Raw genomic sequence first — 25,805 nt, 5'->3', positions numbered from 1 at the left:
ATCCATGGCTGAAAAACTCAATGCCGTCAAAGGCATGAACGACATATTGCCGCCCGATTCGGCGCGGTGGGAGTGGCTCGAGGGCATCGTGCGCGATCTGATGGCGCGTTATGCCTATCGCAACATCCGCACTCCCATCCTCGAGCACACGGCGCTGTTCGTCCGTGGCATCGGCGAGGTGACGGACATCGTCGAGAAGGAGATGTACTCGTTCGAGGACAAGCTCAACGGCGAGGCGCTAACCTTGCGGCCCGAGAACACGGCCAGCGTGGTACGCGCCGTCACCGAGCACTCGCTGTTGTACGACGGCGGCAAGCGGCTCTGGTACATGGGGCCAATGTTCCGCCATGAGCGTCCGCAGCGCGGTCGCTACCGCCAGTTTCACCAGATCGGCGCCGAGGCCCTGGGCTTTGCCGGGCCGGACGTCGACGCGGAACTGATCCTGCTGGCGAGCGCGCTCTGGAAGGCGCTCGGCTTGACCGATGTGCGCCTCGAACTCAACAGTCTCGGCCAACCCGCCGAGCGCGCCCTGCACCGCACGCAGCTCATCGCCCACTTCGAGAAACACGCGGATCAACTGGACGAGGACGCCAGGCGCCGCCTCCACAGCAATCCGCTGCGCATTCTCGACACCAAGAATCCGGCGATGAAGGACGTCGTCGAATCTGCGCCGAAGCTGATGGACTTCCTCGGCGCGGAATCCCTCGCACACTTCGATGGCCTCCGCGCGATCCTGGACGCCAACGGAATCGGCTACACGATCAATCCGCGCCTGGTGCGCGGCCTGGACTACTACAACCTGTCGGTCTTCGAGTTCGTGACCGACCGTCTTGGCGCGCAGGGCACCGTTTGCGCGGGCGGCCGCTACGACGATCTCATCGTGCAGATCGGCGGCAAGGCGGCACCGGCAGTCGGCTGGGCGCTGGGCGTCGAGCGCGTTCTCGAACTCGTCAAGGAGCAGGGCACGCAGATCCCGTTGCCCGTGCCGGACGTCTACGCCGTGGTGCCCGACGCCGCGGCCATGCCCGTCGCGCTGCGTACCTTGCAGCAGTTGCGCGATGCCGGCCTGCGCGCGCAGATGCACGCCGCCACCGTCGACGGGCTCGGCAGCTTCAAGTCGCAGTTCAAGAAGGCCGATGCCAGCGGCGCTTCGTACGCGCTGATCTTCGGCGCCGACGAACTCTCACGGGGCGAGGTGACCCTCAAGGCGCTGCGCGACGGCAGCGGCGCGCAAAGCACCCGGCCGCTCGCCGATGTGGCCGCCTGGGCCACCACCCTACAATCCTCCGCTCCCAACAACTGACAGCGCATGGCCACCCACCTCGACCTCGAAGAACAGGAACAGCTCGACCAGCTCAAGCATTTCTGGAACACCTACGGCACCCTGATCACCTGGGTCGTGCTGCTTGCAGCCGGCGCCTTCGTGGCATGGAACGGCTGGCAGTATTTCCAACGGACCAAGGCCGTGCAGGCCGCAGCCCTGTATGACGAGGTCGAGCGCAGTGCGCAGTCGGGCGACACCGCCCGCATCGAGCGCGCGCTGGCCGACATGAAGGACAAGTTCTCGGGCACGGCGTATGCGCAGCAGGCAGGCCTGCTGGCTGCGAAGACCTTGTACGAAAAGGGCAATGTCGATGGTTCGCGCGCGGCGCTCACGTGGGTTGCGGAGCATGCGGTCGATCCTGGCTATCAGGCCGTCGCAAAGCTGCGGCTCTCCGCGGAGTTGCTGGAGGCCAAGTCGTACGACGAAGCGCTCAAGCAACTGTCGGGGGACGTGCCCAAGGAGTTCGAAGCGCTGGTCGCCGACCGCAAGGGCGACATCTATCTTGCCCAGGGCAAGCGAGAAGAGGCGAAGGCCGAGTACCAGAAGGCCTGGACGGCCTTCGAGCCGCGCTCCGACTACCGCCGCCTCGTCGAGATCAAGCTCAACGCCGTCGGCATCGACCCGAAGAGCCTGGCCGCTGCCGGCGCTGCACCAGCCAAGAACAAACCATGAATTTCAAGCGTTACCTGACTTCAGCATCATCCTTGCGCCTTGGCGCTTCGGTGATCCTGATCGCCGCTCTGGCGGCCTGTTCCGGAACGTCGAGGCCGAAGCCTGCGCCGCTTCCCGCCAACGTGGCGCTAATGGGCGTCCGCCAGGCATGGACGCTGAGCATCCCGAAGGTGGACTTCCCGTTGTCGACCAACGTGAACGGCGACCTGGTCTCGGTCGCCGGCAGCGACGGCACCGTGGCGGTGATCGACGCGCGCGCCGGTCAGGAAGTGTGGCGCGCCAAGGTGGGCGCGCCGCTCGTGGCGGGCGTCGGCAGCGACGGGACGATGGTCGCCGTGGTCACGACCAACAGTGAACTCGTGGCCCTGCAGGGCGGCAAGATCCTGTGGAAGCAGCGCCTGAGCGCACAGGCCTACACCCCGCCGCTGGTGGCCGGCCGCCGGATCTTCGTGCAGGGCGCCGATCGCACGACCAGCGCTTGGGACGGACAGAGCGGCCGTCGCCTCTGGGCGCAGCAGCGTCCGGCGGAGAACCTGGTGCTGAAGAAGCCCGGCGTGATGCTCGCGGTGGGCGACACGTTGGTCACAGGGGTCGGCGGCCGCCTCGTCGGCATCAATCCCGCCAACGGCACCTCGCGCTGGGAGACGCCGATCGCCGCGCCGCGCGGGACGAACGATGTCGAGCGCCTGGTCGACCTGACCGGCTCGGTGAGCCGTATCGGCGACGTCGTCTGCGCGCGCGCCTACTTCGCGAACGTGGGCTGCGTCGACGCATCGCGCGGCGCGCTTCTCTGGACCAAGCCGGCCGTGGGCGCGGACGGGCTGGGCGGGGACGACCGCTACGTTTTCGGGTCCGAGGACAATGGGACGGTCGTCGCATGGCGCCGTGCCGACGGCGAGCGCGCCTGGCAGCAGGCCGATCTCCTCAAGTATCGCGTGCTGACCGCGCCGCTGGCGGTTGGCCGCTCGCTGATCATCGGCGACAGCACGGGGATATTGCACATCCTCTCCCGCGACGACGGTTCACCGCTGAATCGCCTCACGCCCGATGGATCTGCCATCGTCGCGACGCCGGTGCTGGCCGGAAACACGGTCGTGGTCGTCACCCGCAATGGCGGCGTGTTCGGCTATCGGCCCGAGTAATCACGTGAAAGGACGCCTTCCATGAAGCCGGTCATTGCACTGGTCGGGCGTCCCAACGTCGGCAAGTCGACCCTTTTCAACCGCCTGACGCAGACGCGCGACGCCATCGTCGCCGACTTTGCCGGCCTGACGCGCGATCGTCACTACGGCAACGGCCGCCAGGGCAAGCACGAGTTCATCGTGATCGACACCGGCGGCTTCGAGCCGGACGCCGGCAGCGGCATCTTCAAGGAGATGGCCAAGCAGACGCGCCAGGCGGTAGCCGAAGCCGACGTGGTGATCTTCGTCGTGGATGCGCGCGAGGGTCTTTCGGCGCAGGACCACGACATCGCGAACGAACTCCGGCGTCTCGGCAAGCCGTGCGTCCTGGTGGCCAACAAGGCCGAAGGCATGCACGACGGCACCAAATTGGTGGATTTCTACGAACTCGGCTTCGGCGAGGTGCACGGCGTCTCGGCGGCGCACGGGCAAGGGATTCGCGGCCTGGTCGAACTGGCACTCGAGCCGCTCAAGCTCTCCGAGGACGACGAGGACGAGGAAGAAGAGGCCAACAAGGCCATCAAGCTGGCGGTCGCCGGCCGCCCCAATGTCGGCAAGTCGACGCTGATCAATACGTGGCTGGGTGAAGAGCGCCTTGTCGCTTTCGACCTGCCGGGCACCACGCGCGACGCCATCATGGTGCCCTTCGAGCGAAACGGGCAGCGCTTTGAACTGATCGACACGGCCGGCCTGCGCCGCAAGGGCAAGGTGTTCGAGGCGATCGAGAAGTTCTCGGTGGTCAAGACGCTGCAGGCCATCGAGTCGGCCAACGTCGTCCTGCTGTTGCTCGATGCGACCCAAGGCGTGACCGACCAGGACGCCCATATCGCGGGCTACATCCTCGAAAGCGGGCGCGCGGTCGTGATCGCCATCAACAAATGGGATGCGGTGGACAGCTACCAGCGGGAGCAGATCCAGCGTCAGATCGAGACGCGCTTGCCGTTCCTCAAGTTCGCTTCGCTGCACTTCATCTCGGCCGTCAAGCGCCAGGGCCTCGGTCCGGTCTGGCAGGCCATCGTGCAGGCGCACAAATCGGCGACACGCAAGATGTCGACGCCGGTGCTGACGCGGCTGCTGCTGGAGGCCGTGCAATTCCAGGCCCCCAAGCGTTCCGGCATGTACCGGCCGAAGATGCGCTATGCGCACCAGGGCGGGATGAATCCGCCGGTGATCGTGATCCACGGCAATTCGCTCGAACACGTCACCGACGCGTACAAGCGCTTTCTCGAAGGGCGCTTCCGCAAGGAATTCGATCTGGTCGGCACGCCCTTGCGCATTGAACTCAAGACCTCGCACAATCCGTACGCGGACAAGGACGCATAGCGCCCGCTGTGGATTGGCTTCCTTTAGCCGCCGAAGAGCAGCAACCACGCCTGAAGTTCCGACTTTTAACTGCCGTATTTTTGAAGGCCATTGGACATTCTTGCTGCAGCGCGGAATCGCTGTGTTAAGGTGACCTCTCCAACAACTACTCTTGAACACGGAGAATATCGTGAGCAATAAAGGGCAACTTCTACAAGACCCCTTCCTGAACACCTTGCGTCGTGAGCACGTGCCGGTTTCGATCTATCTGGTCAACGGCATCAAGCTGCAAGGTCAGATCGAGTCGTTTGACCAGTACGTCGTGTTGCTTCGCAATACGGTGACCCAGATGGTCTACAAGCACGCCATCTCCACCATCGTGCCGGGTCGGGCCGTCAACTTCTCGGCTGCCGAGAACGACGACGCCGCTGCCTGAAGGGCACGGAGCGCGGCGGTTCATCCGCCGCGCTTTCTTCAATTTGATCCCGCTTGTCTGAACTGATCCCACGCAAGGAAGGCGCCGTCGTTCTTGTCGGCGTGGATTTCGGGCTGCCCCATTTCGACGGTGAACTCGAGGAACTCGGACTGCTCGCGCAGACCGCGGGCCTGGAGCCGGTCGCACGCCTCGTTTGCAAACGCAAGGCGCCCGACGCGGCATTGTTCGTCGGAAGCGGCAAGGCCGACGAGATCCGTGAGCTCGCCGAATTGCATCGGGCCAGCGAGGTCGTGTTCGACCAGTCGCTCAGCCCCGCGCAACAGCGCAATCTGGAGCGCCAACTCGGCGTCGCGGTGTATGACCGCACCTTCCTCATCCTCGAAATCTTCGCCCAGCGCGCGCGCTCCCATGAGGGCAAGCTGCAGGTCGAACTGGCACGCCTGCAATACCTGAGCACGCGGCTCGTGCGCCGCTGGTCCCACCTGGAGCGTCAGCGCGGCGGCATCGGTACGCGCGGCGGTCCCGGCGAAACGCAGATCGAGCTCGACCGCCGAATGATCGGCGAAGCCATCAAGCGCACGCGCGAGCGCCTCGCCAAGGTGCAGCGGCAGCGCGGCACCCAGCGGCGCCAGCGCGAGCGTCGCGATACCTTCAACATCTCGCTCGTCGGCTATACGAACGCCGGCAAGTCCTCGCTGTTCAACACCCTGGTCAAGGCGCGCGCCTATGCGGCCGACCAACTCTTCGCAACGCTGGACACCACGACGCGCCACTTGTACCTGGGCGACGCGCGCCGCAAGGTGTCGATCTCCGACACCGTGGGCTTCATCCGCGACTTGCCGCACGGCCTGATCGACGCCTTCAAGGCCACCCTCCAGGAGGCCGTCGATGCCGACCTGCTGCTGCACGTGGTCGACGCGTCCAACCCCCATCACCCCGAACAGATGGCCGAAGTGCAGGCCGTGCTCAAGGACATCGGTGCCGACAACGTGCCGCAGTTGCTGGTCTTTAACAAGCTCGATGCACTTGAAAGCACGCAGCACCCCCTGCATCTCCAGGACGAGATCGACGTCGACGGCGTGCAGGTGTCCCGCATCTTCCTGAGCGCCCACACCGGCGAAGGTGTTCCGGCGTTGCGCGCCGAACTCGCCGAACGCTCCCGCCTGCCTGCTGAGGACATGTCCCCAGAAGCCAGCCCCGAATTGCACGATGCCGCCAACTGATTGGGCACAATCCCCGTCACTGACTACAGAACAGAATCGAATGAATGCAAAGCCAGTGTGGAGACGGTTCCAGGGCATGTTCAATCTGAACGATGGCCGCTGGGGCCGGGGTGACGATTCCTCGTCGAACGGCGACCGTCCCGCCGTCAACCGTCCCGACGGCGAGCCGCCCGCTCCGCCGCCCTCCGGCAACGGCAATCGCCCCCGCGGCCAGGGTCCCAACCAGGGGCCGCCGGACCTCGACGAACTTTGGCGCGACTTCAATCGCAAGCTCGGCGGACTTTTCGGGGGTAACCGTGGCGGTGGCGACAACAACCGTCCGAACGGCGGCAATGGCGGCGGGCTCAAGCCCGACATGAAGAACGCGGGCTTCGGCCTGGGCCTGGTCGCCGCAGTGGCGGTCCTGATCTGGCTGGGCACCGGCTTCTTCATCGTGAACGAAGGTCAACAGGCCGTCATCACGCAGTTCGGCCGCTACAAGGCGACCGTCGGTGCAGGCTTCAACTGGCGTCTGCCGTATCCGATCCAGCGCCACGAGATCGTTGTCACCACGCAGATCCGCTCCGTCGACGTCGGTCGCGACACCATCGTTCGCTCCACCGGCTTGCGCGAGTCCGCCATGCTGACCGAGGACGAGAACATCGTCGAGATCAAGTTCGCGGTGCAGTACCGACTGAGCGACGCTCGCGCCTTCCTCTACGAGAGCAAGTCGCCGGCCGACACGGTGGTGCAGGTCGCAGAGACGGCCGTCCGCGAAGTCGTGGGCAAGATGCGCATGGATGCCGCACTTGCCGACGAGCGCGACCAGATCGCTCCGCGCGTGCGCACGCTGATGCAGACCATCCTCGACCGCTACAAGGTCGGCGTCGAGGTCGTGGGCATCAACCTCCAGCAGGGTGGTGTGCGCCCGCCGGAGCAGGTGCAGGCGGCGTTCGACGACGTCCTCAAGGCGGGCCAGGAGCGCGAACGCGCCAAGAACGAAGCGCAGGCCTACGCGAACGACGTCGTCCCGCGTGCGACCGGTACCGGCTCGCGGCTCAAGGAAGAATCCGAAGCCTACAAGGCGCGGATCGTTGCACAGGCCCAGGGTGACGCGCAGCGTTTCAGCTCGGTCCTGAGCGAGTACCAGAAGGCGCCGCAGGTGACGCGCGACCGCATGTACACCGACGCCATGCAGCAGATCTACAGCAGCACGACCAAGGTCCTCATCGACTCGAAGCAGAACTCGAACCTGCTGTACCTGCCGATCGACAAGCTGATGCAGTTGTCCAGCCAGAACGCCGCCGCCGGCACACCGGTCGATGCCGCCAACCCCAATGTCGCGGGTACGGCCTCGCCGCAGTCGTCCGTGATTCCGGTCGCTCCCTCGGCGGGTGACGCCCGCGCCCGCGATGGCCGCTCGCGTGACCGCGACGTGCGCTGAGGACACAAGAATATGAACAGAATCGGATTCATCGTCTCGTCGATCCTGGTGGCGCTCGCGCTCCTGAGTTCGACCCTCTTCGTCGTCGACCAGCGCCAGTTCGGCGTGGTGTACGCACTCGGCCAGATCAAGGAAGTGATCACCGAGCCGGGCCTGAACTTCAAGCTGCCGCCGCCGTTCCAGAACGTCTCGTACATCGACAAGCGCCTGCTGACCCTGTCCAGCCTCGATCCGGAGCCCATGCTGACTGCAGAGAAGCAGCGGGTGGTGATCGACTGGTATGTGCGCTGGCGCATCAGCAATCCGTCGGAGTACATCCGCAACGTCGGCCTCGACGAGAACGCCGGCGCCGTGCAGCTCAATCGCGTGGTGCGCAATGCGTTCCAGGAAAACATCAACAAGCGGACCGTGCGCGACCTGATCTCGGTGCGCCGCGAAGCCGTGATGTCCGATGTCCAGCGCGAAGTGCTGGCAGTCGTCAAGGGTGCCAAGCCGTGGGGCGTCGATGTCGTGGACGTGCGCATCACACGTGTCGACTATGTCGAGGCGATCACCGAATCGGTCTATCGCCGGATGGAGGCCGAGCGCAAGCGCGTCGCCAACGAACTGCGCTCGACCGGTTTCGCCGAGGGCGAGAAGATCCGCGCCGACGCCGATCGCCAGCGCGAGGTGATCGTGGCGAACGCCTACCGCGACGCCCAGAAGATCAAGGGCGAGGGCGATGGCCGCGCTGCCAGCATCTACGCCGACGCCTTCGGCCGCGATCCGCAGTTCGCGCTGTTCTATCGCAGCCTCGACGCGTACAAGCAGAGCTTCAACAAGAAGAGCGACGTGATGGTGCTGGACCCCTCGTCCGACTTCTTCAGGTCGATGCAGAGCTCCGGTTCGACGAGCAACGCACCCCGTCGCTGACGATGACGATGCGCCGGCCCGTTGCCTGCTGAGACCCGGACCGTCGTGGACATCGATACCTTCTGGAGCGCGCTGGCCCTTGTCCTGGTGATCGAGGGGCTGCTGCCTTTCCTGTTCCCCGGCGGCTGGCGGCGCGGCTTCGGCCAGCTCATGCAATTGCGAGACGGGCAGCTCCGCTTCTTCGGTCTCTGCAGCATACTTCTGGGCCTCTTCCTGCTCTGGTTATTGGGGTGACGCGGGCGCCCGGTAGAATCCCGGTTTAACCACGCCCCCGATCTCCATGTCCGCCTGGGTCCTCCCGGATCACATTGCCGATGTGCTGCCTTCCGAGGCCCGCCACATCGAAGAACTTCGACGCGAACTGCTCGACACTGCCCGTGGCTATGGCTACGAGCTGGTGATGCCGCCGCTGCTCGAGCACCTGGAGTCCCTGCTTTCCGGCACGGGCGAGGCGCTCGGCCTGCAGACCTTCAAGCTGGTCGACCAGTTGTCCGGGCGCAGCATCGGCTTGCGGGCCGACACCACGCCCCAGGTCGCGCGCATCGATGCCCACCTGCTCAACCGGGCTGGCGTGACCCGGCTCTGCTATTGCGGGCCTGTGCTGCACACCCGTCCTGACCGCCCCCATGCGACCCGCGAGCCGCTTCAGTTCGGTGCCGAGATCTACGGTCACGCGGGGCTCGAAGCCGACACCGAGACTTTGCGCCTGGCGCTGGATTGCCTCCACGCCGCCGGTGTGACCGGCAGCGCGCAGGGCCCGGTCATCGTCGACATGGCCGACGCGCGCATCGTGCGCGCGCTGTTTGCCGGCGTGCCGGTCGATGCCGCCGTCATCGCACGGGTGCACGCGGCCCTGGCGGCCAAGGACGCCAGCGCCCTGCGGGCGCTCACAACCGATTTCCCGGCATCTTCGCGCGAAGGCCTCCTGGCGCTGGTTCAGTTGTACGGCGACGTATCGGTGCTCGACGAAGCGGCCAAGGCCCTCCCGGACTCGGCGGGCATACGCGCCGCACTGTTCGACCTGAAGCAACTGGCATCCCGTCTCGACGGTGCGCGCGTCAGTTTCGACCTGGCCGACCTCCGTGGCTACGCCTACTACAGCGGCATGCGTTTCGGCATCTACACCGAAGGCGCCAGCGACGCCCTGGTGCGCGGTGGCCGCTACGACGAAGTGGGCGCCGTGTTCGGTCGCAACCGTCCAGCGGTGGGTTTCAGCCTCGACGTCCGCGAACTGGTCGGCGTTTTGCCCGAAAGGCCCCTGCGCGCCGCGATCCGCGCGCCGTGGAGCGACGCCGAGGCCCTCAACAAGACCATCGCCGCGCTGCGCAGCGAAGGCGAAACCGTGGTGTGCGTCCTGCCCGGCCACGACAGCGAAATCGACGAATTCCATTGCGACCGCGAGCTCGTCGAGCGCGACGGCCAGTGGCGCGTGCAAGCCATCTGAATCCTGAAAAGCGAAAAATCATGAGCGTAACCACCGGAAGAAACGTGGTCGTCGTCGGAACCCAGTGGGGCGACGAAGGCAAGGGCAAGTTGGTCGACTGGCTGACCGAAAGCGCGCAGGGCGTCGTGCGCTTCCAGGGCGGCCACAACGCCGGCCACACGCTGGTCATCAACGGCGTCAAGACCGCGCTGCACCTGATCCCGAGCGGCATCATGCGGCCCGGCGTCAAGTGCTACATCGGCAACGGCGTGGTGCTGTCCGCCGGCAAGCTCTTCGAGGAAATCGAAGGCCTGGAGAAGGCCGGCGTCGAGGTCCGCTCGCGCCTGCGCATCAGCGAAGCCTGCCCGCTGATCCTGCCTTTCCATGCGGCGCTCGACATCGCACGCGAGGCCTACCGCGAAAAGGGCGGCATCGAGAAGATCGGCACCACCGGCCGCGGCATCGGCCCGGCCTACGAAGACAAGATCGCGCGCCGCGCCCTGCGGGTGCAGGACCTGAAGCATCCCGAGCGCTTCGCCACCAAATTGCGCGTGCTGCTCGACCTGCACAACCACGTGCTGACGCAGGTGCTGAGCGCACCGGCCATCGATTTCGACACCGTGTATGAAGAAGCGATGCGCCACGCCGAGCTGCTCAAGCCGATGATGGCCGACGTCTCGCGCGAGCTCAACGACGCGAACCGCGCCGGCGCCAACCTTCTGTTCGAAGGCGCGCAGGGCACCTTGCTCGACGTCGACCACGGCACCTATCCGTACGTCACCTCCAGCAACTGCGTGGCCGGCAATGCGGCCGCCGGATCCGGCGTCGGCCCCGGCATGCTGCACTACGTCCTCGGCATCACCAAGGCCTACTGCACCCGCGTCGGCGGTGGCCCGTTCCCGACCGAGCTCGACTGGGAAAAGCCGGGCAGCGTGGGCTACCACCTCAGCACCGTCGGCGCCGAGAAGGGCGTGACCACGGGCCGCAGCCGCCGCTGCGGCTGGTTCGACGCCGCACTGCTCAAGCGCTCGGCCCAGGTCAACGGCCTGAGCGGCCTCTGCATCACCAAGCTGGACGTGCTCGACGGCCTCGAGGAACTGCAACTGTGCACCGGCTACCAGCTCGACGGCGAATACACCGACATCCTGCCGATGGGCGCCGACGAGATCGAGCGCTGCACCCCGGTCTACGAAAAGCTCGAAGGCTGGACCGAGAGCACCGTGGGCGTCACCCAATACGACAAGCTGCCCATCAATGCGCGCCTCTATCTGCAGCGCATCGAGCAGGTGACCGGTGTGCCGATCCACATGGTCTCGACGAGCCCGGATCGCGATCACACCATCATGATGCGCCACCCCTATCTTGCAGACTGACATGTTGCTCGCGCCCATGCCGCGCGCACTTCGTGTCGCTTCGCACACCCCTTGCCGGGGGCAACACCAGCGGGCCGGCAGAGCCGGTTCCGCAGTGTTCACCGCAATTGGCATTGAATCAACCATTAACCATTCGATGGAGACGAGCGCATGTTGACCGAAGACGGCAAGCACCTTTACGTCAGCTACGACGAGTACCACAACCTGATCGAGAAGCTCGCGATCAAGGTATACCAGTCGGGCTGGCAGTTCGACACGATCCTGTGCCTGGCGCGCGGCGGCATGCGCCCCGGCGATGTGCTCTCGCGCATCTTCGACAAGCCGCTGGCGATCATGTCGACCAGTTCCTACCGGGCTGACGCCGGCACGATCCAGGGTCACCTCGACATCGCGCGCTACATCACGACGCCCAAGGGCGAGATCGCAGGCAAGGTGCTGCTGGTCGACGACCTCGCGGACTCCGGCCACACGCTCCACGCGGTGGTGGAGAACCTCAAGAGCAGTTACAAGCCCATCACCGAGCTGCGCAGTGCCGTGATCTGGACCAAGGCGCTTTCGACCTTCACGCCGGACTACTCGGTCGAGTTCCTGCAGACCAATCCGTGGATCCACCAGCCCTTCGAGGGCTATGACGCCATGGGCGCCGAGAAGCTCATGGAGAAGTGGTCCGTCTGAGGCCTCCGCGGGCTTCACGCGCCTGAAGGGCAGGGAAGCCCCTCAGGCGCGCTGGCCGCTCAGGCGTGCGCTGGCCGCTCAGGCGTTCTGCAGGTTGTCGCGCGTCAGCGGCATGCTCCGCACGCGCTTGCCGGTGGCGGCAAACATCGCGTTGGCGATCGCCGGGCCGATCAGCGCCGTCGCCGGCTCGCCGATGCCGCCGGGTTTCTCGGTGCTCGGCACCAGCGTGATGTCGATCACCGGCGCCTCGTTCATCCGCACCAACTGGTACTGGTGGAAGTTGGTCTGCTGCACGCGACCGTTCTCGATGGTGATCTCGCCGTAGAGCGCGGCCGTCATGCCGAAGATCACGCTCGACTGGATCTGCGCTTCCACCGTGTCCGGATTGACCATCCGCCCCAGGTCCGCGACGACCGTGACCTTGTGCACCACCGGCAAGCCGTCCTTCATCGAGATTTCGGCCACCTGCGCCATGTAGGTGTCGTAGCCTTCCATCAGCGCCATGCCGCGGAAGCGCCCGGCCGGTGCCGGCGTGCCCCAGCCAGCCTTTTCGGCGGCCATTCGCATCACGTTTGCGAAGCGCGGCTTGCTGGTCAACAACGCCAATCGATAGGCGTACGGGTCCTGCCCGGCAGCCGTTGCGAGTTCGTCGATGAAGCTCTCGTTCGCGAAGGCGTTGAGCGCATGACTCACCGAACGCCAGTACCCCACGCGCATCCCGGCATCGTGCTTGACGACATCGTGCTTCGTTGCGGGAATCTCGTAGGGCGCCATCGCCGCTTCGGTCATCAGCGGGTCCTGCACATCGGGGGGCAACTGGAAGATCCGCGCCGTCACCGACTGCGACATGAGCCGGAACGTCATCGCCGTCGGCTTGCCATCATCGCCGAGCGAAGCGGCCAGCCGGTGCACCGACTGCGGGCGGTAGAAGTCATGCGTCATGTCGTCTTCGCGCGTCCACAGCAGCTTCACCGGCTTGTTGACTGCCTTGGAGATCTGCGCGGCCTGGATGATGTAGTCGATGTCGATGCGACGGCCGAATCCGCCGCCGAGGAAGGTCGTCTGCAGCGTCACGTTCTCGGGCTTGACGTCGAGCACCTTGGCCACGGTGGCCTGTGCCGCGTCCTGCCACTGCGTCGGGCCGATCAGGTCGACCTTGTCCTCGTGGACATGCGCGGTGAAGTTCATCGGCTCCAGCGGCGAATGCGACAGCAGCGGCATCGTGTATTCGGCCTTGACGACCTTCGCGGACTTGGCAATCACCGCATCGGCGTCTCCCACGGCCTTGAGCGGCAGGACGGTGTCCGAGGGCGAACCGGCACGAATACCCGCCAGCATGGTCTTGTCGTTCAAGGTCGCGCCGGCGCCTTCGTCCCAGACGACGGTCAGGCCTTCGCGCGCTTTCTTTGCATGCCACCAGGTGTCGGCGACGATCGCGACGCCGTCCGGAATCTGCACGACGTCGATCACCCCCGGCATCGCCTTCGCCTTGGTGGCGTCGAAGCTCTTCACCGTGCCGCCGATCACGGGGCACTGTTCGAGCGACGCGTAGACCATTCCCGGCAGCTTGACGTCGATGCCGAACACGGCCGTGCCGTTGGTCTTTGCAGGCGTGTCGAGCCGCGTCGTGCGCTTGCCGATGATGGTGAAGTCCTTCGGGTCCTTCAGCGCCACCTTCTCCGGCACGGGCAACTGCGATGCCGCCGCCGAGAGCTGGCCATAGGTCGCCTTCCTCCCACCGGGGCCATGCACCACGCCATCCTTGGCGGTGAGCGTGGCGCGGTCGACCTTCCACTTGTTCGCCGCCGCGGTGATCAGCATTTCGCGCACCTGCGCACCGGCGATGCGCAGCTTTTCCCAGCCGTCGCGCACCGAGGTCGATCCGCCGGTGAGTTGCGGCCCGCCGAGCAAGGCGTTGCCGTAGAGCTTGGTGTCGGGCGGCGCGATGGCGACCTTGATCTTGCGGATGTCGACGTTCAGTTCTTCCGCGATCAGCATCGGCATCGAGGTGTAGACACCCTGGCCCATTTCCGAGCGCGCGGACAGCAGCGTGATGGTGTTGTCGTCGGCGATGTGCACCCAGGCATTGGGCGTGTGAACAGTGCCAGCGGCCTGGGCGTCGCCGACGAAGCCGGGCAGGGTGACGCCGAGCATGAGCCCGCCGCCGACGAACGCGGAGGTTTGCAGAAAGCCGCGGCGCGACAGCGGGGCGAGGGTCGTGTTGGAGTTCATGTCGATCTCCTCACGCGCGTCGCATTTCGGCGGCAGCGGTCTTGATGGCGGCCTTGATGCGGCCATAGGTGCCGCATCGGCAGATGTTGCCGCTCATCGCGCCTTCGATGTCGGCATCGCTCGGGTTCTTGTTGGTGTTGAGCAATGCGGCGGCACTCATCAGTTGGCCGGACTGGCAGTAGCCGCATTGCGGCACGTCATGGGCGATCCACGCCTTCTGCAGCGGATGCGTGTTGTTGCGCGAGAGGCTCTCGACCGTGCTGACCTTGCGTCCTGCGGCGGCTGAAACGGGTGTCTGGCAAGAGCGGACGGGCATGCCGTCGAGGTGGACGGTGCAAGCGCCGCACAAGGCGGCCCCGCAGCCGAACTTGGTGCCTGTGAGTCCGATCTCGTCGCGAATCACCCAGAGCAACGGCGTATCGGGCTCGGATTTCACCTGCACCGCTTTACCGTTCAGATTGAGGCCAATGGTCATGGGGCGTCTCCTCTTTTATGGAAATGCTCGCCAGCGAGACATTCGCGGCAAACATCGCACCCTGATCTTCCTTGACTGACCGGATGCTGACTCGGCCCATACGCCGGCCGCCCCACGATGTCAACGCGCGACGGGGCCGCTCGTCAGCACCTCGAATTCGACGTCATTCCAGCGCCGACGCGGGCCCGAAGAACTCGTAGCGGACCTGCTGGTCCGGCACGCCGAGCGTCCGCAGCGCCTTCTTCACCTGCTGCATGAACGGCTTCGGCCCGAGGAAGTAGGCATCGACGTTGCGCGTCGCGGCAGGCAGCCATTGCGCGAGCTTGTGGCTGTCGAGTCGGCCGATGGCGTGGGGCGCGTCGGCATCGCTCGAGGTCTCGGGCGCCTCGTCGTAGCAATAGAAGCGCTTCAGTTGCGGATGCTTGTGTGCCAGCCCATCGATGGCATCCCGGAAGGCGTGGACGCTGCGCGTGCGCGCGCAGTGGATGAAGTGGACCGCTCGCGAGGTCTTCAGCGCGGCCTCGAGCATCGCCAGCGTCGGTGTGATGCCCACGCCGCCGCTGATCAGCACCAGCGGCCGGTCGCTCTGTTCGAGCGTGAATGCGCCTGAGGGCGGGAACAACTCGATCGTGCTGCCGACCTGCACCGCGTCGTGCAGGTGATTGGAAGCCAGGCCGCCGATTTCCCGCTTCACGCTGATTCGGTAGGTGTGACCGTTCGTCGCGGCCGAAAGGGAGTAGTTGCGACGGATGTCCTGACCATCGAAACGCAGGCGCAGCGTGATGTACTGGCCGGGCTGGAAGTCGAGCACGGGCTTGCCGTCGATGGGCGCGAAGTAGAAGGACGTGATCTCGTCGCTCTCGACTTCCTTGCGCACGACCTTGAAGTCCCGCCCGCCGCGCCAGCCGCCGGGCGCGGCGGCCTTGCTGTCGTAGATCTGCTTCTCGGCACCGATCAGCATGTCGGCGAGTTGCCCGTAGGCGGCGGCCCAGGCCTCGATGACTTCGTCCGTCGAAACCTCCGCGCCGAGCACTTCGCGGATCGCTCGCAGCAGGCAGGCGCCGACGATCGGATAGTGCTCCGGCAGCACCTGCAGCGCGACGTGCTTGTTGACGATCTCGCCGGCCAGGTCGCCCAGGGCTTCGAGCCGGTCGATGTTCTTCGCGTACATGAGCACACCGTTCGCCAATGCGCGGGGTTGGTCGCCACTCGCCTGGTTGGCCTGGTTGAAGAGCGGGCGGACTTCGGGATGCTCGCCCAGCAGGATGGAATAGAAGTGCGTCGTCAGCGCTTCGCCACCGGTTTCGAGCAGGGGAACGGTGGCGGTGACGATGGCCTTTTGGGCGGCGGACAGCATGGAGAGCCTTTCGATGATGGAGGAGATGGCTACTTCATTGCAATCGTCGTTCCAGGCCGGCGGTCGTTATGAATCAATGACTTGGCCGCCGATGATGTCTTGTTGACACGGCTACGATGGCATCACGACGACACGCATCGAGTCCAATTGACCACGCATCCCTTGCTCCAGGCCCTCATCCCCCTCGTGGCCGATATCGCGCGCGAAATGCCCAGCGCTGAACGCTACCGACGCCTGCTGGAGGCGTTGCGCGTCGTGCTCCCGTGCGACGCCGCTGCGCTGCTGCGCCTGGAGGACGGCTGGCTGCTGCCCCTGGCCGTGGACGGCCTGAGCAGCGACACGCTGGGCCGCCGGTTCCGCGTCGGCGAGCATCCGCGCTTCGCCGCCTTGCTCGATGCGGATGGGCCCTTGCGATTCCCTGCCGACAGCGACATGCCCGACCCCTACGACGGCCTGGTCGAGGGTGTGAAAGGCCATCTGCCGGTGCACGATTGCGTGGGCTGCGTGATCCGGGTCGACGACAGACCCTGGGGCCTGCTGACGCTCGACGACCTGGCGCCGGAACGCTTCTCGCGCATCGACCTGAAGGTGTTGGCGTCCTTTGGCAGCCTGGCCGCGGCAACCGTCAGGGTGGCCGGGCACATCGAGCACCTCAAGTCGCGCGTCCGCGACGAGAGCCTTCGCGCCGAGGGCTACCGCCTGGCCGCGGCGCCGCGCGCACGAGGACTGATCGGCCGCAGCCCCGCGATGCGGCAGCTCCAGAAGGAGATCGACCTCGTCAGCGGCAGCGAGCTGTCCGTGCTGATCCAGGGCGAGACCGGCGTCGGCAAGGAACTGGTCGCCGAAGCGCTGCTCGCGGGCTCGTCCCGGGCCGCGCGCCCCATGATCAGCCTGAACTGCGCCGCGTTGCCCGAAACGCTGGTGGAAAGCGAACTCTTCGGCCACGTGAAAGGCGCGTTCACCGGCGCCGTCGGTGAACGCCCGGGCAAGTTCGAACTGGCCGACGGGGGCACCCTCTTCCTCGACGAGGTCGGCGAACTCGCGCTGCCGGTGCAGGCCAAGCTGCTGCGCGTGCTGCAGAGCGGCCAGTTGCAGCGGCTCGGCTCGGACCGCGAGCACCGCGTCGATGTGCGGCTCATTGCCGCGAGCAATCGCAATCTGGCGGACGAGGTACGGGCAGGGCGCCTGCGCGCGGACTTCTACCATCGCCTGAGCGTCTACCCGCTGCAGGTGCCGCCGTTGCGGGAGCGGGGCCGCGACGTGCTGCTCATCAGTGGCTTCTTCCTCGAAGAGAACCGCTCCCGACTGGGTCTCGGCGGCTTGCGGCTGGATGCCGGCGCGCAGGCCGCGCTGCTCGCCCACGACTGGCCGGGCAACGTGCGCGAGCTGGAGCATCTGCTCGGCCGGAGCGTGCTGAAGGCGCTCGGCCGGCATGCGCAGCGCCCGCGCATCCTGAGCCTGACGGCGGGTGACCTCGACTTGCAGGGCGGGCCACCTCGGGTCGAGTCCGGAGCACCGGACACCCCGTCGCCCGCGCCAGTGCCCGGGCCGCGTCTGCGCGAAGGCGAGGGGCTGAGGGACGCGGTGACACGGCTGGAGCGCGAACTCGTCGCGTCGGCCCTGGCGCAGAACGACTACAACTGGGCTGCAGCCGGCCGCGCACTCGGCATGGACCGTGGCAATCTCGCCCGTCTTGCGAAGCGGCTCGGCCTTCCTGGCGACAAGCGGTCGCTGCGATCGTTGCAATCAGGCTCGCCCTCGTCGACACTCGATCGCCATTGAACCAACCGGCATCCAATGACTGCACTTACGCTGCACTACCACCCGCTCTCGTCCTATTGCCACAAGGTGTTGATCGCAGTCGACGAACTGGGCGTCGACATCGACAAGCAGTTGCTCGATCTGTCCGATCCCGCCAAGCGGGCCGCCTACCTCGCGTTGACGCCCACCGGCAAGATGCCGCTCCTGGTCGACCAGGGCCGGCCCGTCCCAGAGACGAGCATCATCATCGAGCACCTGCAGCGCCACCATGCAGGCCCCGGCCGCGTCCTCATTCCGCATGACCCGGACGCCGCGCTCGATGTGCGCCTGTGGGACCGGCTCTTCGACCTGTATGTGATGACCCCCATGCAGGCGTTCACCGCCGATCTCCTGCGGCCCGAAGGGGATCGCGACCCCATCAACGTGACCCGTGCGCGAGAAGGCCTGTCGTCGGCCTATGCCTTCATCGACCGCCGCCTCGAAGGGCGGACCTGGGTGGCCGGCGACGCGTTCAGCATGGCCGACTGTGCGGCGGCGCCGGCCTTGTTCTACGCCGTGACCTACGTGCCCTTGCTGCCGGAGCATGCGCACCTCGGCGACTACTTCGAACGGTTGATGGCGCATCCATCGGTCGCGCGCACCATCGAGCAGGCGCGGCCGTGGTTCAAGTTCTATCCGGGGCGCGCGGGCCTGGCCCAACGCTTTTTCGAGCCGAGGAACCCCTGACGCGATGCTCCTGCCCCTGGCGGCCTACGGGCCAACCTTCGTCGTCGTGAGTTCGGTGCTCCTCTACGCCTCCCGCGGCGCCATCACGCGGCCGCGGTCCCACGGCTTCTACCGGTTCTTCGCATGGGAATGCATCCTGGGGCTCATATGGATCAACCTGCCCGTCTGGGGCACGGATCCGGTCGTGCTGCGCCAATCCGTGGCGATGGCGTTGCTCATGACTTCGATCTGGCTTCCGCTCCACGCATTTCTCATGCTGCGGCGCCGGGGCCGGCCGAGCGCCGAACGCAAGGACGCGGCGCTGCTCGGATTCGAGCGGACGAGCAGGCTCGTAACCGTCGGGCCGTTCCGCTATATCCGCCACCCGATGTACACGTCGCTGATCTGCCTGGCCTGGGGCATCTTTCTCCAGCAGTTCACGTGGCTGGGGTTGGTGTTGGTGCTCGCGGCGACGGCGCTTTTGTACGTCACCGCGATTCGCGAAGAGCAGGAGTGTCTGGCTTATTTCGGCGAGGCCTACCGCGACTACATGCGGCGGTCGCGGCGCTTCGTCCCGTTTGTGCTTTAGCTGCGTCGGACCCCTGAGACAGTATCCTGAAACTACGACAACGAGGAGACAACAATGAATTTCGCTTCCCTGACACGCCATCTATCGCCGCTCGCAGGCGTCGCCCTGGCCGCGTGCGCCGCGACTGGCAATGTGCCGATCCACGAGACGGCCTTCACGTTGTACGCGCCGCAGTTTCCCGACAACTCGCGACTGGAGCAGCGCCATGCCGGCAACATCAAGTCCAACCCGAACTGCGTGGGCGAGAACGTGTCGCCAGCGCTGGCGTGGAAGAACGTGCCGCCGGGCACGAAGAGCATCGCGATCGTCCTGCATGACCCGGAGGGCAGGGGCGGCGCCGGCGTGTACCACTGGGTGGCCTATGGCATCGATCCCGCCGTCGGTGGCTTCGCCGAGAACGAAGTGACAAAGCCCTCACCCAAGTTCACGGGCGGCAAGAGCACGCAGGAGTTGCCTTACTACATGGGGCCCTGCGCCACGCCGAACACGGGCTGGCACCACTACACGTTCACCGCCATCGCCACCGACTACGAGCCGGGCGCGCTGCCGCCGGGCCTGACCTGGCCGGAGCTCCAGGCGCGGCTTGTCGATGGTCACGGCAAGGGCGCCAGCAGCATCGTGCTGCGCTTCGGCAGGCCCTGAGCGCCATTGAAGGGGATGTCCATGGCGATGCAGAGAGTGTCGATGCGCCGCGCCATCAAGGCCTGGACCGCGGGCTTTCTGATCTTGCTCGGCGTTCAACAAGCCCAGGCGCAGACCGCACAGAAAGTCGTGGACATTCCAACCCGGCCCGGAGTGACACAGCGGATGCTTGTCTTGTCGCCGCTGACGCCAAAGGCAAGCGTGATCCTCTTTGCCGGCGGACACGGGGGGCTGAAGATATTCCCCAACGGTTCGTTCGATTGGGGTGCCGGGAATTTCCTGGTTCGCACGCGTCAGTTGTTTGCAGACCAGGGGCTCATGGTTGTCGTGGTCGATGCACCATCCGACCGACAGAATCCGCCCTTCCTCGCCGGTTTTCGTCAGAAGCCCGAGCATGCGGCGGACATCAAGGCGGTCATCGCCTGGGCGCGCGAGCAATCCAGGGCGCCGGTCTGGCTCGTGGGTACGAGCCGCGGGACACAGTCCGTCGCCTATGTCGCGACCGAACTCTCCGGCCCCGAAGGACCGGACGGCATTGTCCTGAGCTCGACCATCCTGACGGACAACAACAGCCGGCCTGTCCCGGCCATGCCGCTGGAAAGAATCCGCATCCCCGTTCTCGTCGTGCATCACGCGAAGGATGGCTGCGCTTATTGCGGCTTTGCCAACGTGCCTGCGCTCATGGCGAAGCTTGCAAACGCGTCACGCAAGGAGTTGCTGGCGTTCGAAGGTGGGGAGAGCAAGGGCGACCCGTGCGAGGCCATGGCCTATCACGGCTTCAACGGCATTGAGCGCGACGTGGTGGCGCAGGTCTCCGCCTGGATTCTTGCCAAATAACCTCGGACACGACAGCCGACTCGCCGCCCCGGCAGCTACTTGAGCGCCTCCGTATACCTCCGCTGCATCTCCTCCGTCGCCACGTCCTCAATGCTGTGACCCACGTTCCAGCGGTGCCCGAAGGGGTCGAAGAACGAGCCTGAACGCTCGCCGTAGAACTGGTCTTGCGCGGGCATATGGAGCGTGGCGCCGGCCTTCAACGCGCGCTCGATCACCGCGTCGGCATCGTCGACGTGCAGATGCAGCGTGACGGGCGTGGCGCCGATCGTCTTGGCGCCGCGGATGCCGTACTCCGGGAACTCGTCGCAGAGCATCACCGTGGTGGTTCCGAAGTCGAGTTCGGCATGCCCGATGCGACCGCTCGGTTCGGTCAGCCTGAACTTCTCCTTGGCGCCGAATACCTCGCCATAGAAGCCGATGGCGGCTGCCGTGTCGTTTACGCAGAGGTAGGGAAAGAGCTCATGGACGGTCATCGAAGGGTCCTCGTGAAACGGTCTCGCGATTCTGAGCCCCTGCGCGCGGGACGTATTGAACGAATTTGACCGGGGCTTCGCGGCACGCGTGGACGCGCCTCGGGTCGCCGCGCGACGCTGCAGAATGCCGGCTGGTTCACCACCGGACGTCGATACGCACGTGATTCGGCGAACCTGGCGCGGCCCTGCGATAGGTCTCCGGCGTCATGCCGGTGATCTCGAGAAAGTCGCGATTGAAATGCGGCATGCATGGCTTGCGGCCGGCGTTCCAGTCGCTTCTTCAGCAAGGCTTCGAGGCAGGCCAGTTGGGCCGTCGGCGTCCCGGCATCGTGGAGCTGTTCGAGCGCTTCGAATGCCTGGGCGCCCCAGAGCTGATCCAGCGGCGTGTGGCGATTCGCGAGTTCATGGGCAGGCATGCCGAACAGGGCCCGCGCGGCACCCGGCCGCAACTGTACGCCGACCGATCGTGTGGCAACGGACACATCGCGCGCGTAGAAGGCCGAGCGCGCGCCCCCGACGATCGCGTAGCCCACCGTGTACCCCACCGAATCCGCCGCGCCCGCGAAGAGCCGAAGCGGCGGACCCGACAGCCGGAAGACCAGATGCATGTCGCCCGTCGGCAGCACATGTTCGCGCGCCGGTGTCCGGCCCGCTGGCGGATCGCGCGGGCCGGGATCGGCCGCCCAGAGGGTCCGGACAAAGGGCCGCAACGAGGGGCCCGGAGCGCGCGTCAGCAGCATCCGCGCATTGTCTGTTGCCCGGCCGATCCGGTCGACTAGCATGGAGGCATGCGAAAGCCCATCACCGACCTGATCCACCATCCGTACAGCCCCCCCGTGAATTTCGCGGCACCCCAGCGCGGCGTGTACAAGGCTTCCACCGTGTTCTTCGCCGACGTCGCCGCAATGCGCGCGCGCGACTGGAAGACCAAGGCTGGCTACACCTACGGCCTGCACGGAACGCCGACCACCTTCACGCTCGAAGAGCGGCTCGCCACGCTGGAGGGCGGCACCGAGTGCCTGCTCGTGCCCAGCGGCCTCGCTGCGATCGCGCTGGTGTCCTTCGCGCTGCTCAAGACCGGCGACGAGGTGCTGATTCCCGACAACGCCTACGGCCCCAACAAGGCGCTCGCGAATGGCGAGCTGGCGAATTTCGGGATCACCCATCGGCTCTACGACGCCATGAACCCGGCCGATCTCGCCGCCAAGCTGTCCCCCCAAACGAAGTTGGTCTGGGTCGAGGCCGCCGGCTCGGTCACGATGGAGTTCCCGGACCTGCCGGCGCTGGTCGCCGTCTGCCGCGCGCGTGGCGTGATCACCGCGCTCGACAACACCTGGGGCGCCGGACTGGCCTTCGCACCCTTCGATTTCAACGGCAGCGGGCAGGGGGTCGACGTCTCCGTCCACGCACTCACCAAGTACCCGAGCGGCGGTGGCGACGTGCTGATGGGCAGCGTGGTCACGCGCGACGAACGCCTGCACCGCGCGATCAAGCTCACGCACATGCGGATGGGCTTCGGCATCGGCGTCGGCGATGTCGAAACGCTCCTGCGTTCGTTGCCGAGCATCGCCTTGCGCTACCAGGCGCACGACCGCAGCGCACGCGAACTCGTCCGCTGGCTCGAAGGGCGCGCGGAGATCGCGCAGGTGCTGCACCCGGCGCTGGAAGGCTCGCCGGGCCATGCGCACTGGCTGCGGCTTTGCGGTGCCACCGATCTCGCCGCCGGCCTGTTCTCCGTGGTGTTCGACGACCGCTACGGGACCGAGCAGGTCGACCGGTTTTGCGACAGCCTGGAACTTTTCCGGCTCGGCTATTCGTGGGGCGGCCCGATCAGCCTGGTGGTGCCCTACGACATCGGCCTGATGCGCGATGCGAGCGTCGCCAGGTGGCCGCACAAGGGCACGCTGGTGCGGTTTTCGGTCGGCCTGGAAGACGTCGAGGACCTGCGCGCCGACCTCGAACAGGCCCTCGCGGCGCTCTGAGAGCGGACGGTTATCGCGTACAGTCCGATGACGCGCAGTCAACCTGACTGCCTCGCCCGAAGGAGAAGCAGTGGCAACACCAAATTACGGCTACGAGAAGCGCCAGAAGGAACTGGCCAAGAAGAAGAAGAAGGAAGAGAAGCTGAGGGAAAAAGCCAACCGCAAGCTCATGCCCAGCAGCGACGGGCTCGCCCCGGGCGATCCGGAAACCGACGTGGCCTCGCTGGAGCGTGACCCGCCGACCGTTCCGGAACTGCCGACGAAAAACGGCTGAGCCGTTCCGGCTCCCAGATCAAGCAAAAGCCGCCGCGGGCTTCGGGCCTGCGGCGGCTTTTTGCTTGGCCCTTCACTTGGGCAGCAGCTTGCGCAGCGCGGGGTACACGTTGTCGAGCATGCGCGGCTGCGCGGCCGCCGTCGGATGGATCCGGTCGGCCTGGAAAAGCATCGCCGCATCCGGACTGTCGGCCACGCCCTTGAGCAGGAACGGCACCACCGGCGCCTTGGTCGCACTCGCCACCTTGGCGAAGATCGCCTCGAAGCGCCGGGTGTAGTCGCTGCCGTAGTTGGGCGGCACCTGGATGCCGACGATCAGCACCTGCGCCCCGGCAGCCTGGGCGGCCTTCGTCATCTGGAGCAGGTTGTCCTCGGTGCCGGCGAGGGGCAGGCCGCGCAGCGCATCGTTCGCGCCCAGTTCGAGCACGACATGCGTGGGCTGGTGCTGCGCGAGCAGGCCGGGCAGCCGCGCCCGTCCGCCGGCCGTGGTGTCGCCGCTGATGCTGGCGTTGATGACCGTGGCCGTGACCTTCTGCTCGCCCAGTCGCTTGTCGAGCAGGGGCACCCAGCCTTCGCCGCGCTTGAGGCCGTACTCGGCCGAGAGCGAGTCGCCGACGACAAGGATGACCGGTTTTCGGGCGGTCGCGGCCTGCGCCTGCGCGGCGACCCATGACCCGCCGCTGCCGGCCAGCGCGCCGCACAAGATAAAGTGACGTCGATTCACCACGCGAAACCTTTCAATGTCCTCAATCCAATCCGATGGCAGCCGATCCCAACCCATCGTCGCCGTCGAGCATGTCTTCAAGTCCGTCACCGACTCCGCCGGAACGCTGGACATTCTGCAAGACATCGATTTCACGCTGGGCGCGAAGGAGACTGCCGCCATCGTCGGTGCATCAGGGTCGGGGAAAAGCACGTTGCTGTCGATCGTCGCTGGCCTGGACACGCCCACCCGCGGCACCGTCAAACTCGCCGGGGCGGACCTGTTCGCCATCGACGAAGACGAACGTGCGGCCCTGCGCGCCCAGAAGGTCGGCTTCGTGTTCCAGAGTTTCCAGCTGCTCGGCAACCTGAGCGCGCTCGAAAACGTGATGCTGCCACTCGAACTGGCCGATCGCAAGGACGCCCGCAAGGCCGCGACCGAGATGCTCGGCCGCGTCGGGCTGGGCCAGCGGCTCGGACACTACCCCAAGGTGCTGTCGGGCGGAGAGCAACAGCGGGTGGCGCTGGCGAGGGCTTTTGTCGTACAACCCGCGTTGTTGCTGGCCGACGAACCTACAGGCAGTCTCGACTTTGCAACGGGCGAGCAAGTGATGAAACTGATGTTCGATCTCAACCGCGAGCTGGGCACGACGCTCGTGCTCGTCACGCACGACCGTGGCATCGCTGAGCGGTGCGAGCGGCGGATCACCATCGAGGCTGGCCGCGTGGCGCTCGACGGTCACGGCGCCTGAGCGCATTTCGAACGGCGGGCCGCCCGGGCGGCCCCCACGCATAGCAAGGAAGATTGCCATGCAGAGACCGCGAAACCCTGACGACGACGAAGACGACACCGCCTTCGGCGGGCTGGCGCCACGAGGCGGGCCGGGGCGCGGCAAGATCGCGGAACCTGCTCGGACCGGCCGGGGCAAGTGGGTGGCGCTTGCGGCCGTGGCTGTGGTCGTCGTCCTGATGCTGCTCTACGTGACCGGGAGGCTCTGAACGCGGGCAATCACGGCCGGGGCTCGATAATCCCCCGATGTCTTCCCCCAAAGTGATCTTCGGCTTCCACGCCGTCGGCGTGCGTATCAAGACCTCGCCGAAATCGGTGATCGAGGTGCTCTTCGATGCCAGCCGCCGCGATGCGCGCATGCGCCAGTTCATCGCCCGTGCGCAGGAGGCCGGCGTCCGCCTGATCGAGGCTGACGGCCTGCGCCTCGCCAAGCTCGCCGGCAGCCACGGCCACCAGGGCGTGGCGGCGCGCGTGGAGCCCATTCCCCAGACCCATTCGCTCGACGAGTTGCTCGAAGGCCTGGAGGCCGCGGGCATCATGCCGCTGCTGCTCGTGCTCGACGGCGTGACCGATCCGCACAACCTCGGCGCCTGCCTTCGGGTGGCCGACGGCGCGGGTGCCCACGCCGTGATCGCGCCCAAGGACCATGCGGCCGGCATCAACGCGACGGTGGCCAAGGTCGCGAGCGGGGCGGCCGAGACGGTGCCGTACTTCATGGTCACCAATCTCGCGCGCACGCTGGGCGAACTGAAGGAGCGCAACATCTGGTGCGTCGGCACGAGCGACGACGCGCCCGGCACGCTCTATCAGTGCGACTTGAAGCGTCCGCTCGCGATGGTGCTCGGCGCAGAGGGCGAGGGCATGCGGCAGCTCACCCGCAAGACCTGCGACGAGCTGGTGAGCATCCCGATGGCCGGGGCGGTAGAGAGCTTGAATGTCTCCGTCGCCAGCGGCGTATGCCTCTACGAGGCCATGCGACAAAGGTCGTGAGCTCGCCCCCAGTCTTCGCGCACTTCGTGTCGCTCCGCCAACCCCCAGCCGGG

28 protein-coding genes are annotated in these 25,805 nt (G+C 66.2%); 22 read left to right on the top strand and 6 right to left on the bottom strand.

Annotation, left to right across the window (positions count from 1 at the left end):
* Nucleotides 1-4 precede the first annotated feature (4 nt).
* From hisS to ACSFBL_RS26250, 12 genes are all read left to right on the top strand, one after another.
* Nucleotides 5-1,303 carry a histidine--tRNA ligase gene (gene hisS / locus ACSFBL_RS26305; RefSeq protein ID WP_435518768.1) on the top strand — a complete coding sequence of 433 codons (1,299 nt, stop codon included), beginning with the start codon at nucleotides 5-7 and terminating at the stop codon, nucleotides 1,301-1,303.
* Nucleotides 1,304-1,309: 6 nt separating this feature from the next.
* Nucleotides 1,310-1,996 (top strand): YfgM family protein, encoded by a 687-nt coding sequence (locus tag ACSFBL_RS26300; RefSeq protein WP_435518767.1) that lies wholly within the window; start codon nucleotides 1,310-1,312, stop codon nucleotides 1,994-1,996.
* Nucleotides 1,993-3,138 (top strand): outer membrane protein assembly factor BamB, encoded by a 1,146-nt coding sequence (gene bamB / locus ACSFBL_RS26295; protein WP_435518766.1) that lies wholly within the window; start codon nucleotides 1,993-1,995, stop codon nucleotides 3,136-3,138. The genes ACSFBL_RS26300 and bamB overlap by 4 nt, the downstream gene beginning before the upstream one ends.
* Before the next feature lie 21 nt (nucleotides 3,139-3,159).
* On the top strand, nucleotides 3,160-4,500 hold the full coding sequence (der, locus tag ACSFBL_RS26290) for a ribosome biogenesis GTPase Der (RefSeq protein WP_435518765.1): 1,341 nt from the start codon (nucleotides 3,160-3,162) through the stop codon (nucleotides 4,498-4,500).
* Between the two features lie 169 nt (nucleotides 4,501-4,669).
* Nucleotides 4,670-4,915 carry an RNA chaperone Hfq gene (gene hfq, locus ACSFBL_RS26285; protein WP_012747311.1) on the top strand — a complete coding sequence of 82 codons (246 nt, stop codon included), beginning with the start codon at nucleotides 4,670-4,672 and terminating at the stop codon, nucleotides 4,913-4,915.
* A 53-nt stretch (nucleotides 4,916-4,968) separates the two neighbouring features.
* A complete protein-coding gene (gene hflX, locus ACSFBL_RS26280; protein WP_435518764.1) occupies nucleotides 4,969-6,138 on the top strand; it encodes a GTPase HflX in 1,170 nt (389 codons plus the stop codon).
* 76 nt (nucleotides 6,139-6,214) lie between these two features.
* Nucleotides 6,215-7,561 carry an FtsH protease activity modulator HflK gene (gene hflK / locus ACSFBL_RS26275; RefSeq protein ID WP_435518763.1) on the top strand — a complete coding sequence of 449 codons (1,347 nt, stop codon included), beginning with the start codon at nucleotides 6,215-6,217 and terminating at the stop codon, nucleotides 7,559-7,561.
* A gap of 12 nt (nucleotides 7,562-7,573) precedes the next feature.
* A complete protein-coding gene (gene hflC, locus ACSFBL_RS26270; RefSeq protein WP_435518762.1) occupies nucleotides 7,574-8,473 on the top strand; it encodes a protease modulator HflC in 900 nt (299 codons plus the stop codon).
* 45 nt (nucleotides 8,474-8,518) lie between these two features.
* Nucleotides 8,519-8,707: a DUF2065 domain-containing protein gene (locus ACSFBL_RS26265; RefSeq protein WP_435518761.1), complete on the top strand. Its 189-nt coding sequence runs from the start codon at nucleotides 8,519-8,521 to the stop codon at nucleotides 8,705-8,707.
* Nucleotides 8,708-8,753: 46 nt separating this feature from the next.
* Nucleotides 8,754-9,917 carry an ATP phosphoribosyltransferase regulatory subunit gene (locus tag ACSFBL_RS26260; protein WP_435518760.1) on the top strand — a complete coding sequence of 388 codons (1,164 nt, stop codon included), beginning with the start codon at nucleotides 8,754-8,756 and terminating at the stop codon, nucleotides 9,915-9,917.
* Between the two features lie 20 nt (nucleotides 9,918-9,937).
* The gene (locus ACSFBL_RS26255) at nucleotides 9,938-11,269 is read left to right on the top strand and encodes an adenylosuccinate synthase (protein ID WP_435518759.1); all 1,332 of its coding nucleotides are present in this window, start codon (nucleotides 9,938-9,940) and stop codon (nucleotides 11,267-11,269) included.
* A 150-nt stretch (nucleotides 11,270-11,419) separates the two neighbouring features.
* Nucleotides 11,420-11,944: a phosphoribosyltransferase gene (locus tag ACSFBL_RS26250; protein ID WP_435518758.1), complete on the top strand. Its 525-nt coding sequence runs from the start codon at nucleotides 11,420-11,422 to the stop codon at nucleotides 11,942-11,944.
* Nucleotides 11,945-12,022: 78 nt separating this feature from the next.
* Here the strand turns inward: ACSFBL_RS26250 and ACSFBL_RS26245 are convergent, their stop codons facing one another.
* The 3 genes from ACSFBL_RS26245 to hmpA form a co-directional block, all read right to left on the bottom strand.
* A complete protein-coding gene (locus tag ACSFBL_RS26245; protein WP_435518757.1) occupies nucleotides 12,023-14,176 on the bottom strand; it encodes a xanthine dehydrogenase family protein molybdopterin-binding subunit in 2,154 nt (717 codons plus the stop codon).
* Nucleotides 14,177-14,186: 10 nt separating this feature from the next.
* Entirely contained in the window at nucleotides 14,187-14,651 is a 465-nt protein-coding gene (locus tag ACSFBL_RS26240) for a (2Fe-2S)-binding protein (RefSeq protein WP_435518756.1), read from the bottom strand.
* A 163-nt stretch (nucleotides 14,652-14,814) separates the two neighbouring features.
* The gene (gene hmpA / locus ACSFBL_RS26235; RefSeq protein WP_435518755.1) at nucleotides 14,815-16,008 is read right to left on the bottom strand and encodes an NO-inducible flavohemoprotein; all 1,194 of its coding nucleotides are present in this window, start codon (nucleotides 16,006-16,008) and stop codon (nucleotides 14,815-14,817) included.
* 207 nt (nucleotides 16,009-16,215) lie between these two features.
* On the opposite strand from hmpA, the gene norR reads away from it, so the two are divergent.
* Genes norR through ACSFBL_RS26210 form a run of 5 tightly spaced genes read left to right on the top strand, consistent with a single transcriptional unit; the run spans nucleotide 16,216 to nucleotide 20,542 of the window.
* Nucleotides 16,216-17,790 carry a nitric oxide reductase transcriptional regulator NorR gene (norR, locus tag ACSFBL_RS26230; protein WP_435518827.1) on the top strand — a complete coding sequence of 525 codons (1,575 nt, stop codon included), beginning with the start codon at nucleotides 16,216-16,218 and terminating at the stop codon, nucleotides 17,788-17,790.
* 15 nt (nucleotides 17,791-17,805) lie between these two features.
* Complete coding sequence (locus tag ACSFBL_RS26225) at nucleotides 17,806-18,495, top strand: glutathione S-transferase family protein (RefSeq protein WP_435518754.1); 690 nt, start codon at nucleotides 17,806-17,808, stop codon at nucleotides 18,493-18,495.
* Between the two features lie 4 nt (nucleotides 18,496-18,499).
* Nucleotides 18,500-19,063: a methyltransferase family protein gene (locus tag ACSFBL_RS26220; RefSeq protein WP_435518753.1), complete on the top strand. Its 564-nt coding sequence runs from the start codon at nucleotides 18,500-18,502 to the stop codon at nucleotides 19,061-19,063.
* 54 nt (nucleotides 19,064-19,117) lie between these two features.
* Nucleotides 19,118-19,705: a YbhB/YbcL family Raf kinase inhibitor-like protein gene (locus ACSFBL_RS26215; RefSeq protein ID WP_435518752.1), complete on the top strand. Its 588-nt coding sequence runs from the start codon at nucleotides 19,118-19,120 to the stop codon at nucleotides 19,703-19,705.
* A 42-nt stretch (nucleotides 19,706-19,747) separates the two neighbouring features.
* Nucleotides 19,748-20,542 (top strand): alpha/beta hydrolase, encoded by a 795-nt coding sequence (locus ACSFBL_RS26210; RefSeq protein WP_435518751.1) that lies wholly within the window; start codon nucleotides 19,748-19,750, stop codon nucleotides 20,540-20,542.
* Nucleotides 20,543-20,577: 35 nt separating this feature from the next.
* Here the strand turns inward: ACSFBL_RS26210 and ACSFBL_RS26205 are convergent, their stop codons facing one another.
* Both ACSFBL_RS26205 and ACSFBL_RS26200 read right to left on the bottom strand, forming a co-directional pair.
* Nucleotides 20,578-21,015, bottom strand: a complete 438-nt coding sequence (locus ACSFBL_RS26205) for a VOC family protein (protein WP_435518750.1) — start codon at nucleotides 21,013-21,015, stop codon at nucleotides 20,578-20,580.
* Nucleotides 21,012-21,836 carry a DUF6597 domain-containing transcriptional factor gene (locus ACSFBL_RS26200; protein WP_435518749.1) on the bottom strand — a complete coding sequence of 275 codons (825 nt, stop codon included), beginning with the start codon at nucleotides 21,834-21,836 and terminating at the stop codon, nucleotides 21,012-21,014. The genes ACSFBL_RS26205 and ACSFBL_RS26200 overlap by 4 nt, the downstream gene beginning before the upstream one ends.
* Here ACSFBL_RS26200 and ACSFBL_RS26195 point away from each other — a divergent pair.
* Nucleotides 21,804-22,997, top strand: coding sequence for a PLP-dependent transferase (locus ACSFBL_RS26195; protein WP_435518748.1), 1,194 nt, complete (start codon nucleotides 21,804-21,806; stop codon nucleotides 22,995-22,997). The genes ACSFBL_RS26200 and ACSFBL_RS26195 overlap by 33 nt on opposite strands.
* Nucleotides 22,998-23,067: 70 nt before the next feature.
* On the top strand, nucleotides 23,068-23,271 hold the full coding sequence (locus ACSFBL_RS26190) for a hypothetical protein (RefSeq protein ID WP_435518747.1): 204 nt from the start codon (nucleotides 23,068-23,070) through the stop codon (nucleotides 23,269-23,271).
* 72 nt (nucleotides 23,272-23,343) lie between these two features.
* Here ACSFBL_RS26190 and ACSFBL_RS26185 read toward each other — a convergent pair whose 3' ends face one another.
* A complete protein-coding gene (locus ACSFBL_RS26185) occupies nucleotides 23,344-23,994 on the bottom strand; it encodes an arylesterase (protein ID WP_435518746.1) in 651 nt (216 codons plus the stop codon).
* 16 nt (nucleotides 23,995-24,010) lie between these two features.
* On the opposite strand from ACSFBL_RS26185, the gene ACSFBL_RS26180 reads away from it, so the two are divergent.
* Genes ACSFBL_RS26180 through rlmB form a run of 3 tightly spaced genes read left to right on the top strand, consistent with a single transcriptional unit; the run spans nucleotide 24,011 to nucleotide 25,752 of the window.
* Nucleotides 24,011-24,724 carry an ABC transporter ATP-binding protein gene (locus tag ACSFBL_RS26180; RefSeq protein ID WP_435518745.1) on the top strand — a complete coding sequence of 238 codons (714 nt, stop codon included), beginning with the start codon at nucleotides 24,011-24,013 and terminating at the stop codon, nucleotides 24,722-24,724.
* Between the two features lie 58 nt (nucleotides 24,725-24,782).
* Nucleotides 24,783-24,971 (top strand): hypothetical protein, encoded by a 189-nt coding sequence (locus ACSFBL_RS26175; protein WP_435518744.1) that lies wholly within the window; start codon nucleotides 24,783-24,785, stop codon nucleotides 24,969-24,971.
* 37 nt (nucleotides 24,972-25,008) lie between these two features.
* Nucleotides 25,009-25,752, top strand: a complete 744-nt coding sequence (rlmB, locus tag ACSFBL_RS26170; RefSeq protein WP_435518743.1) for a 23S rRNA (guanosine(2251)-2'-O)-methyltransferase RlmB — start codon at nucleotides 25,009-25,011, stop codon at nucleotides 25,750-25,752.
* The last annotated feature ends 53 nt before the right edge of the window (nucleotides 25,753-25,805 follow it).

It is taken from the genome of Variovorax glacialis, assembly GCF_051216375.1.
Classification (GTDB): Bacteria; Pseudomonadota; Gammaproteobacteria; order Burkholderiales; family Burkholderiaceae_C; genus Variovorax.
Note: the sequence above shows the minus strand (reverse complement) of the source record. Positions and strands in the feature narration are given on the sequence as shown.

Excerpts from the sequence above, each read along its gene's own strand:
- hisS (WP_435518768.1), top strand. The coding sequence starts at position 5 with ATGGCTGAAAAACTCAATGCCGTCAAAGGCATGAACGACATATTGCCG.
- ACSFBL_RS26300 (WP_435518767.1), top strand. The coding sequence starts at position 1,310 with ATGGCCACCCACCTCGACCTCGAAGAACAGGAACAGCTCGACCAGCTC.
- bamB (WP_435518766.1), top strand. The coding sequence starts at position 1,993 with ATGAATTTCAAGCGTTACCTGACTTCAGCATCATCCTTGCGCCTTGGC.
- der (WP_435518765.1), top strand. The coding sequence starts at position 3,160 with ATGAAGCCGGTCATTGCACTGGTCGGGCGTCCCAACGTCGGCAAGTCG.
- hflK (WP_435518763.1), top strand. The coding sequence starts at position 6,215 with ATGTTCAATCTGAACGATGGCCGCTGGGGCCGGGGTGACGATTCCTCG.
- hflC (WP_435518762.1), top strand. The coding sequence starts at position 7,574 with ATGAACAGAATCGGATTCATCGTCTCGTCGATCCTGGTGGCGCTCGCG.
- ACSFBL_RS26260 (WP_435518760.1), top strand. The coding sequence starts at position 8,754 with ATGTCCGCCTGGGTCCTCCCGGATCACATTGCCGATGTGCTGCCTTCC.
- ACSFBL_RS26255 (WP_435518759.1), top strand. The coding sequence starts at position 9,938 with ATGAGCGTAACCACCGGAAGAAACGTGGTCGTCGTCGGAACCCAGTGG.
- ACSFBL_RS26250 (WP_435518758.1), top strand. The coding sequence starts at position 11,420 with ATGTTGACCGAAGACGGCAAGCACCTTTACGTCAGCTACGACGAGTAC.
- ACSFBL_RS26245 (WP_435518757.1), bottom strand. The coding sequence starts at position 14,176 with ATGAACTCCAACACGACCCTCGCCCCGCTGTCGCGCCGCGGCTTTCTG.
- ACSFBL_RS26240 (WP_435518756.1), bottom strand. The coding sequence starts at position 14,651 with ATGACCATTGGCCTCAATCTGAACGGTAAAGCGGTGCAGGTGAAATCC.
- hmpA (WP_435518755.1), bottom strand. The coding sequence starts at position 16,008 with ATGCTGTCCGCCGCCCAAAAGGCCATCGTCACCGCCACCGTTCCCCTG.
- norR (WP_435518827.1), top strand. The coding sequence starts at position 16,216 with ATGCCCAGCGCTGAACGCTACCGACGCCTGCTGGAGGCGTTGCGCGTC.
- ACSFBL_RS26225 (WP_435518754.1), top strand. The coding sequence starts at position 17,806 with ATGACTGCACTTACGCTGCACTACCACCCGCTCTCGTCCTATTGCCAC.
- ACSFBL_RS26220 (WP_435518753.1), top strand. The coding sequence starts at position 18,500 with ATGCTCCTGCCCCTGGCGGCCTACGGGCCAACCTTCGTCGTCGTGAGT.
- ACSFBL_RS26215 (WP_435518752.1), top strand. The coding sequence starts at position 19,118 with ATGAATTTCGCTTCCCTGACACGCCATCTATCGCCGCTCGCAGGCGTC.
- ACSFBL_RS26210 (WP_435518751.1), top strand. The coding sequence starts at position 19,748 with ATGCGCCGCGCCATCAAGGCCTGGACCGCGGGCTTTCTGATCTTGCTC.
- ACSFBL_RS26205 (WP_435518750.1), bottom strand. The coding sequence starts at position 21,015 with ATGACCGTCCATGAGCTCTTTCCCTACCTCTGCGTAAACGACACGGCA.
- ACSFBL_RS26195 (WP_435518748.1), top strand. The coding sequence starts at position 21,804 with ATGCGAAAGCCCATCACCGACCTGATCCACCATCCGTACAGCCCCCCC.
- ACSFBL_RS26200 (WP_435518749.1), bottom strand. The coding sequence starts at position 21,836 with ATGGTGGATCAGGTCGGTGATGGGCTTTCGCATGCCTCCATGCTAGTC.
- ACSFBL_RS26180 (WP_435518745.1), top strand. The coding sequence starts at position 24,011 with ATGTCCTCAATCCAATCCGATGGCAGCCGATCCCAACCCATCGTCGCC.
- ACSFBL_RS26175 (WP_435518744.1), top strand. The coding sequence starts at position 24,783 with ATGCAGAGACCGCGAAACCCTGACGACGACGAAGACGACACCGCCTTC.
- rlmB (WP_435518743.1), top strand. The coding sequence starts at position 25,009 with ATGTCTTCCCCCAAAGTGATCTTCGGCTTCCACGCCGTCGGCGTGCGT.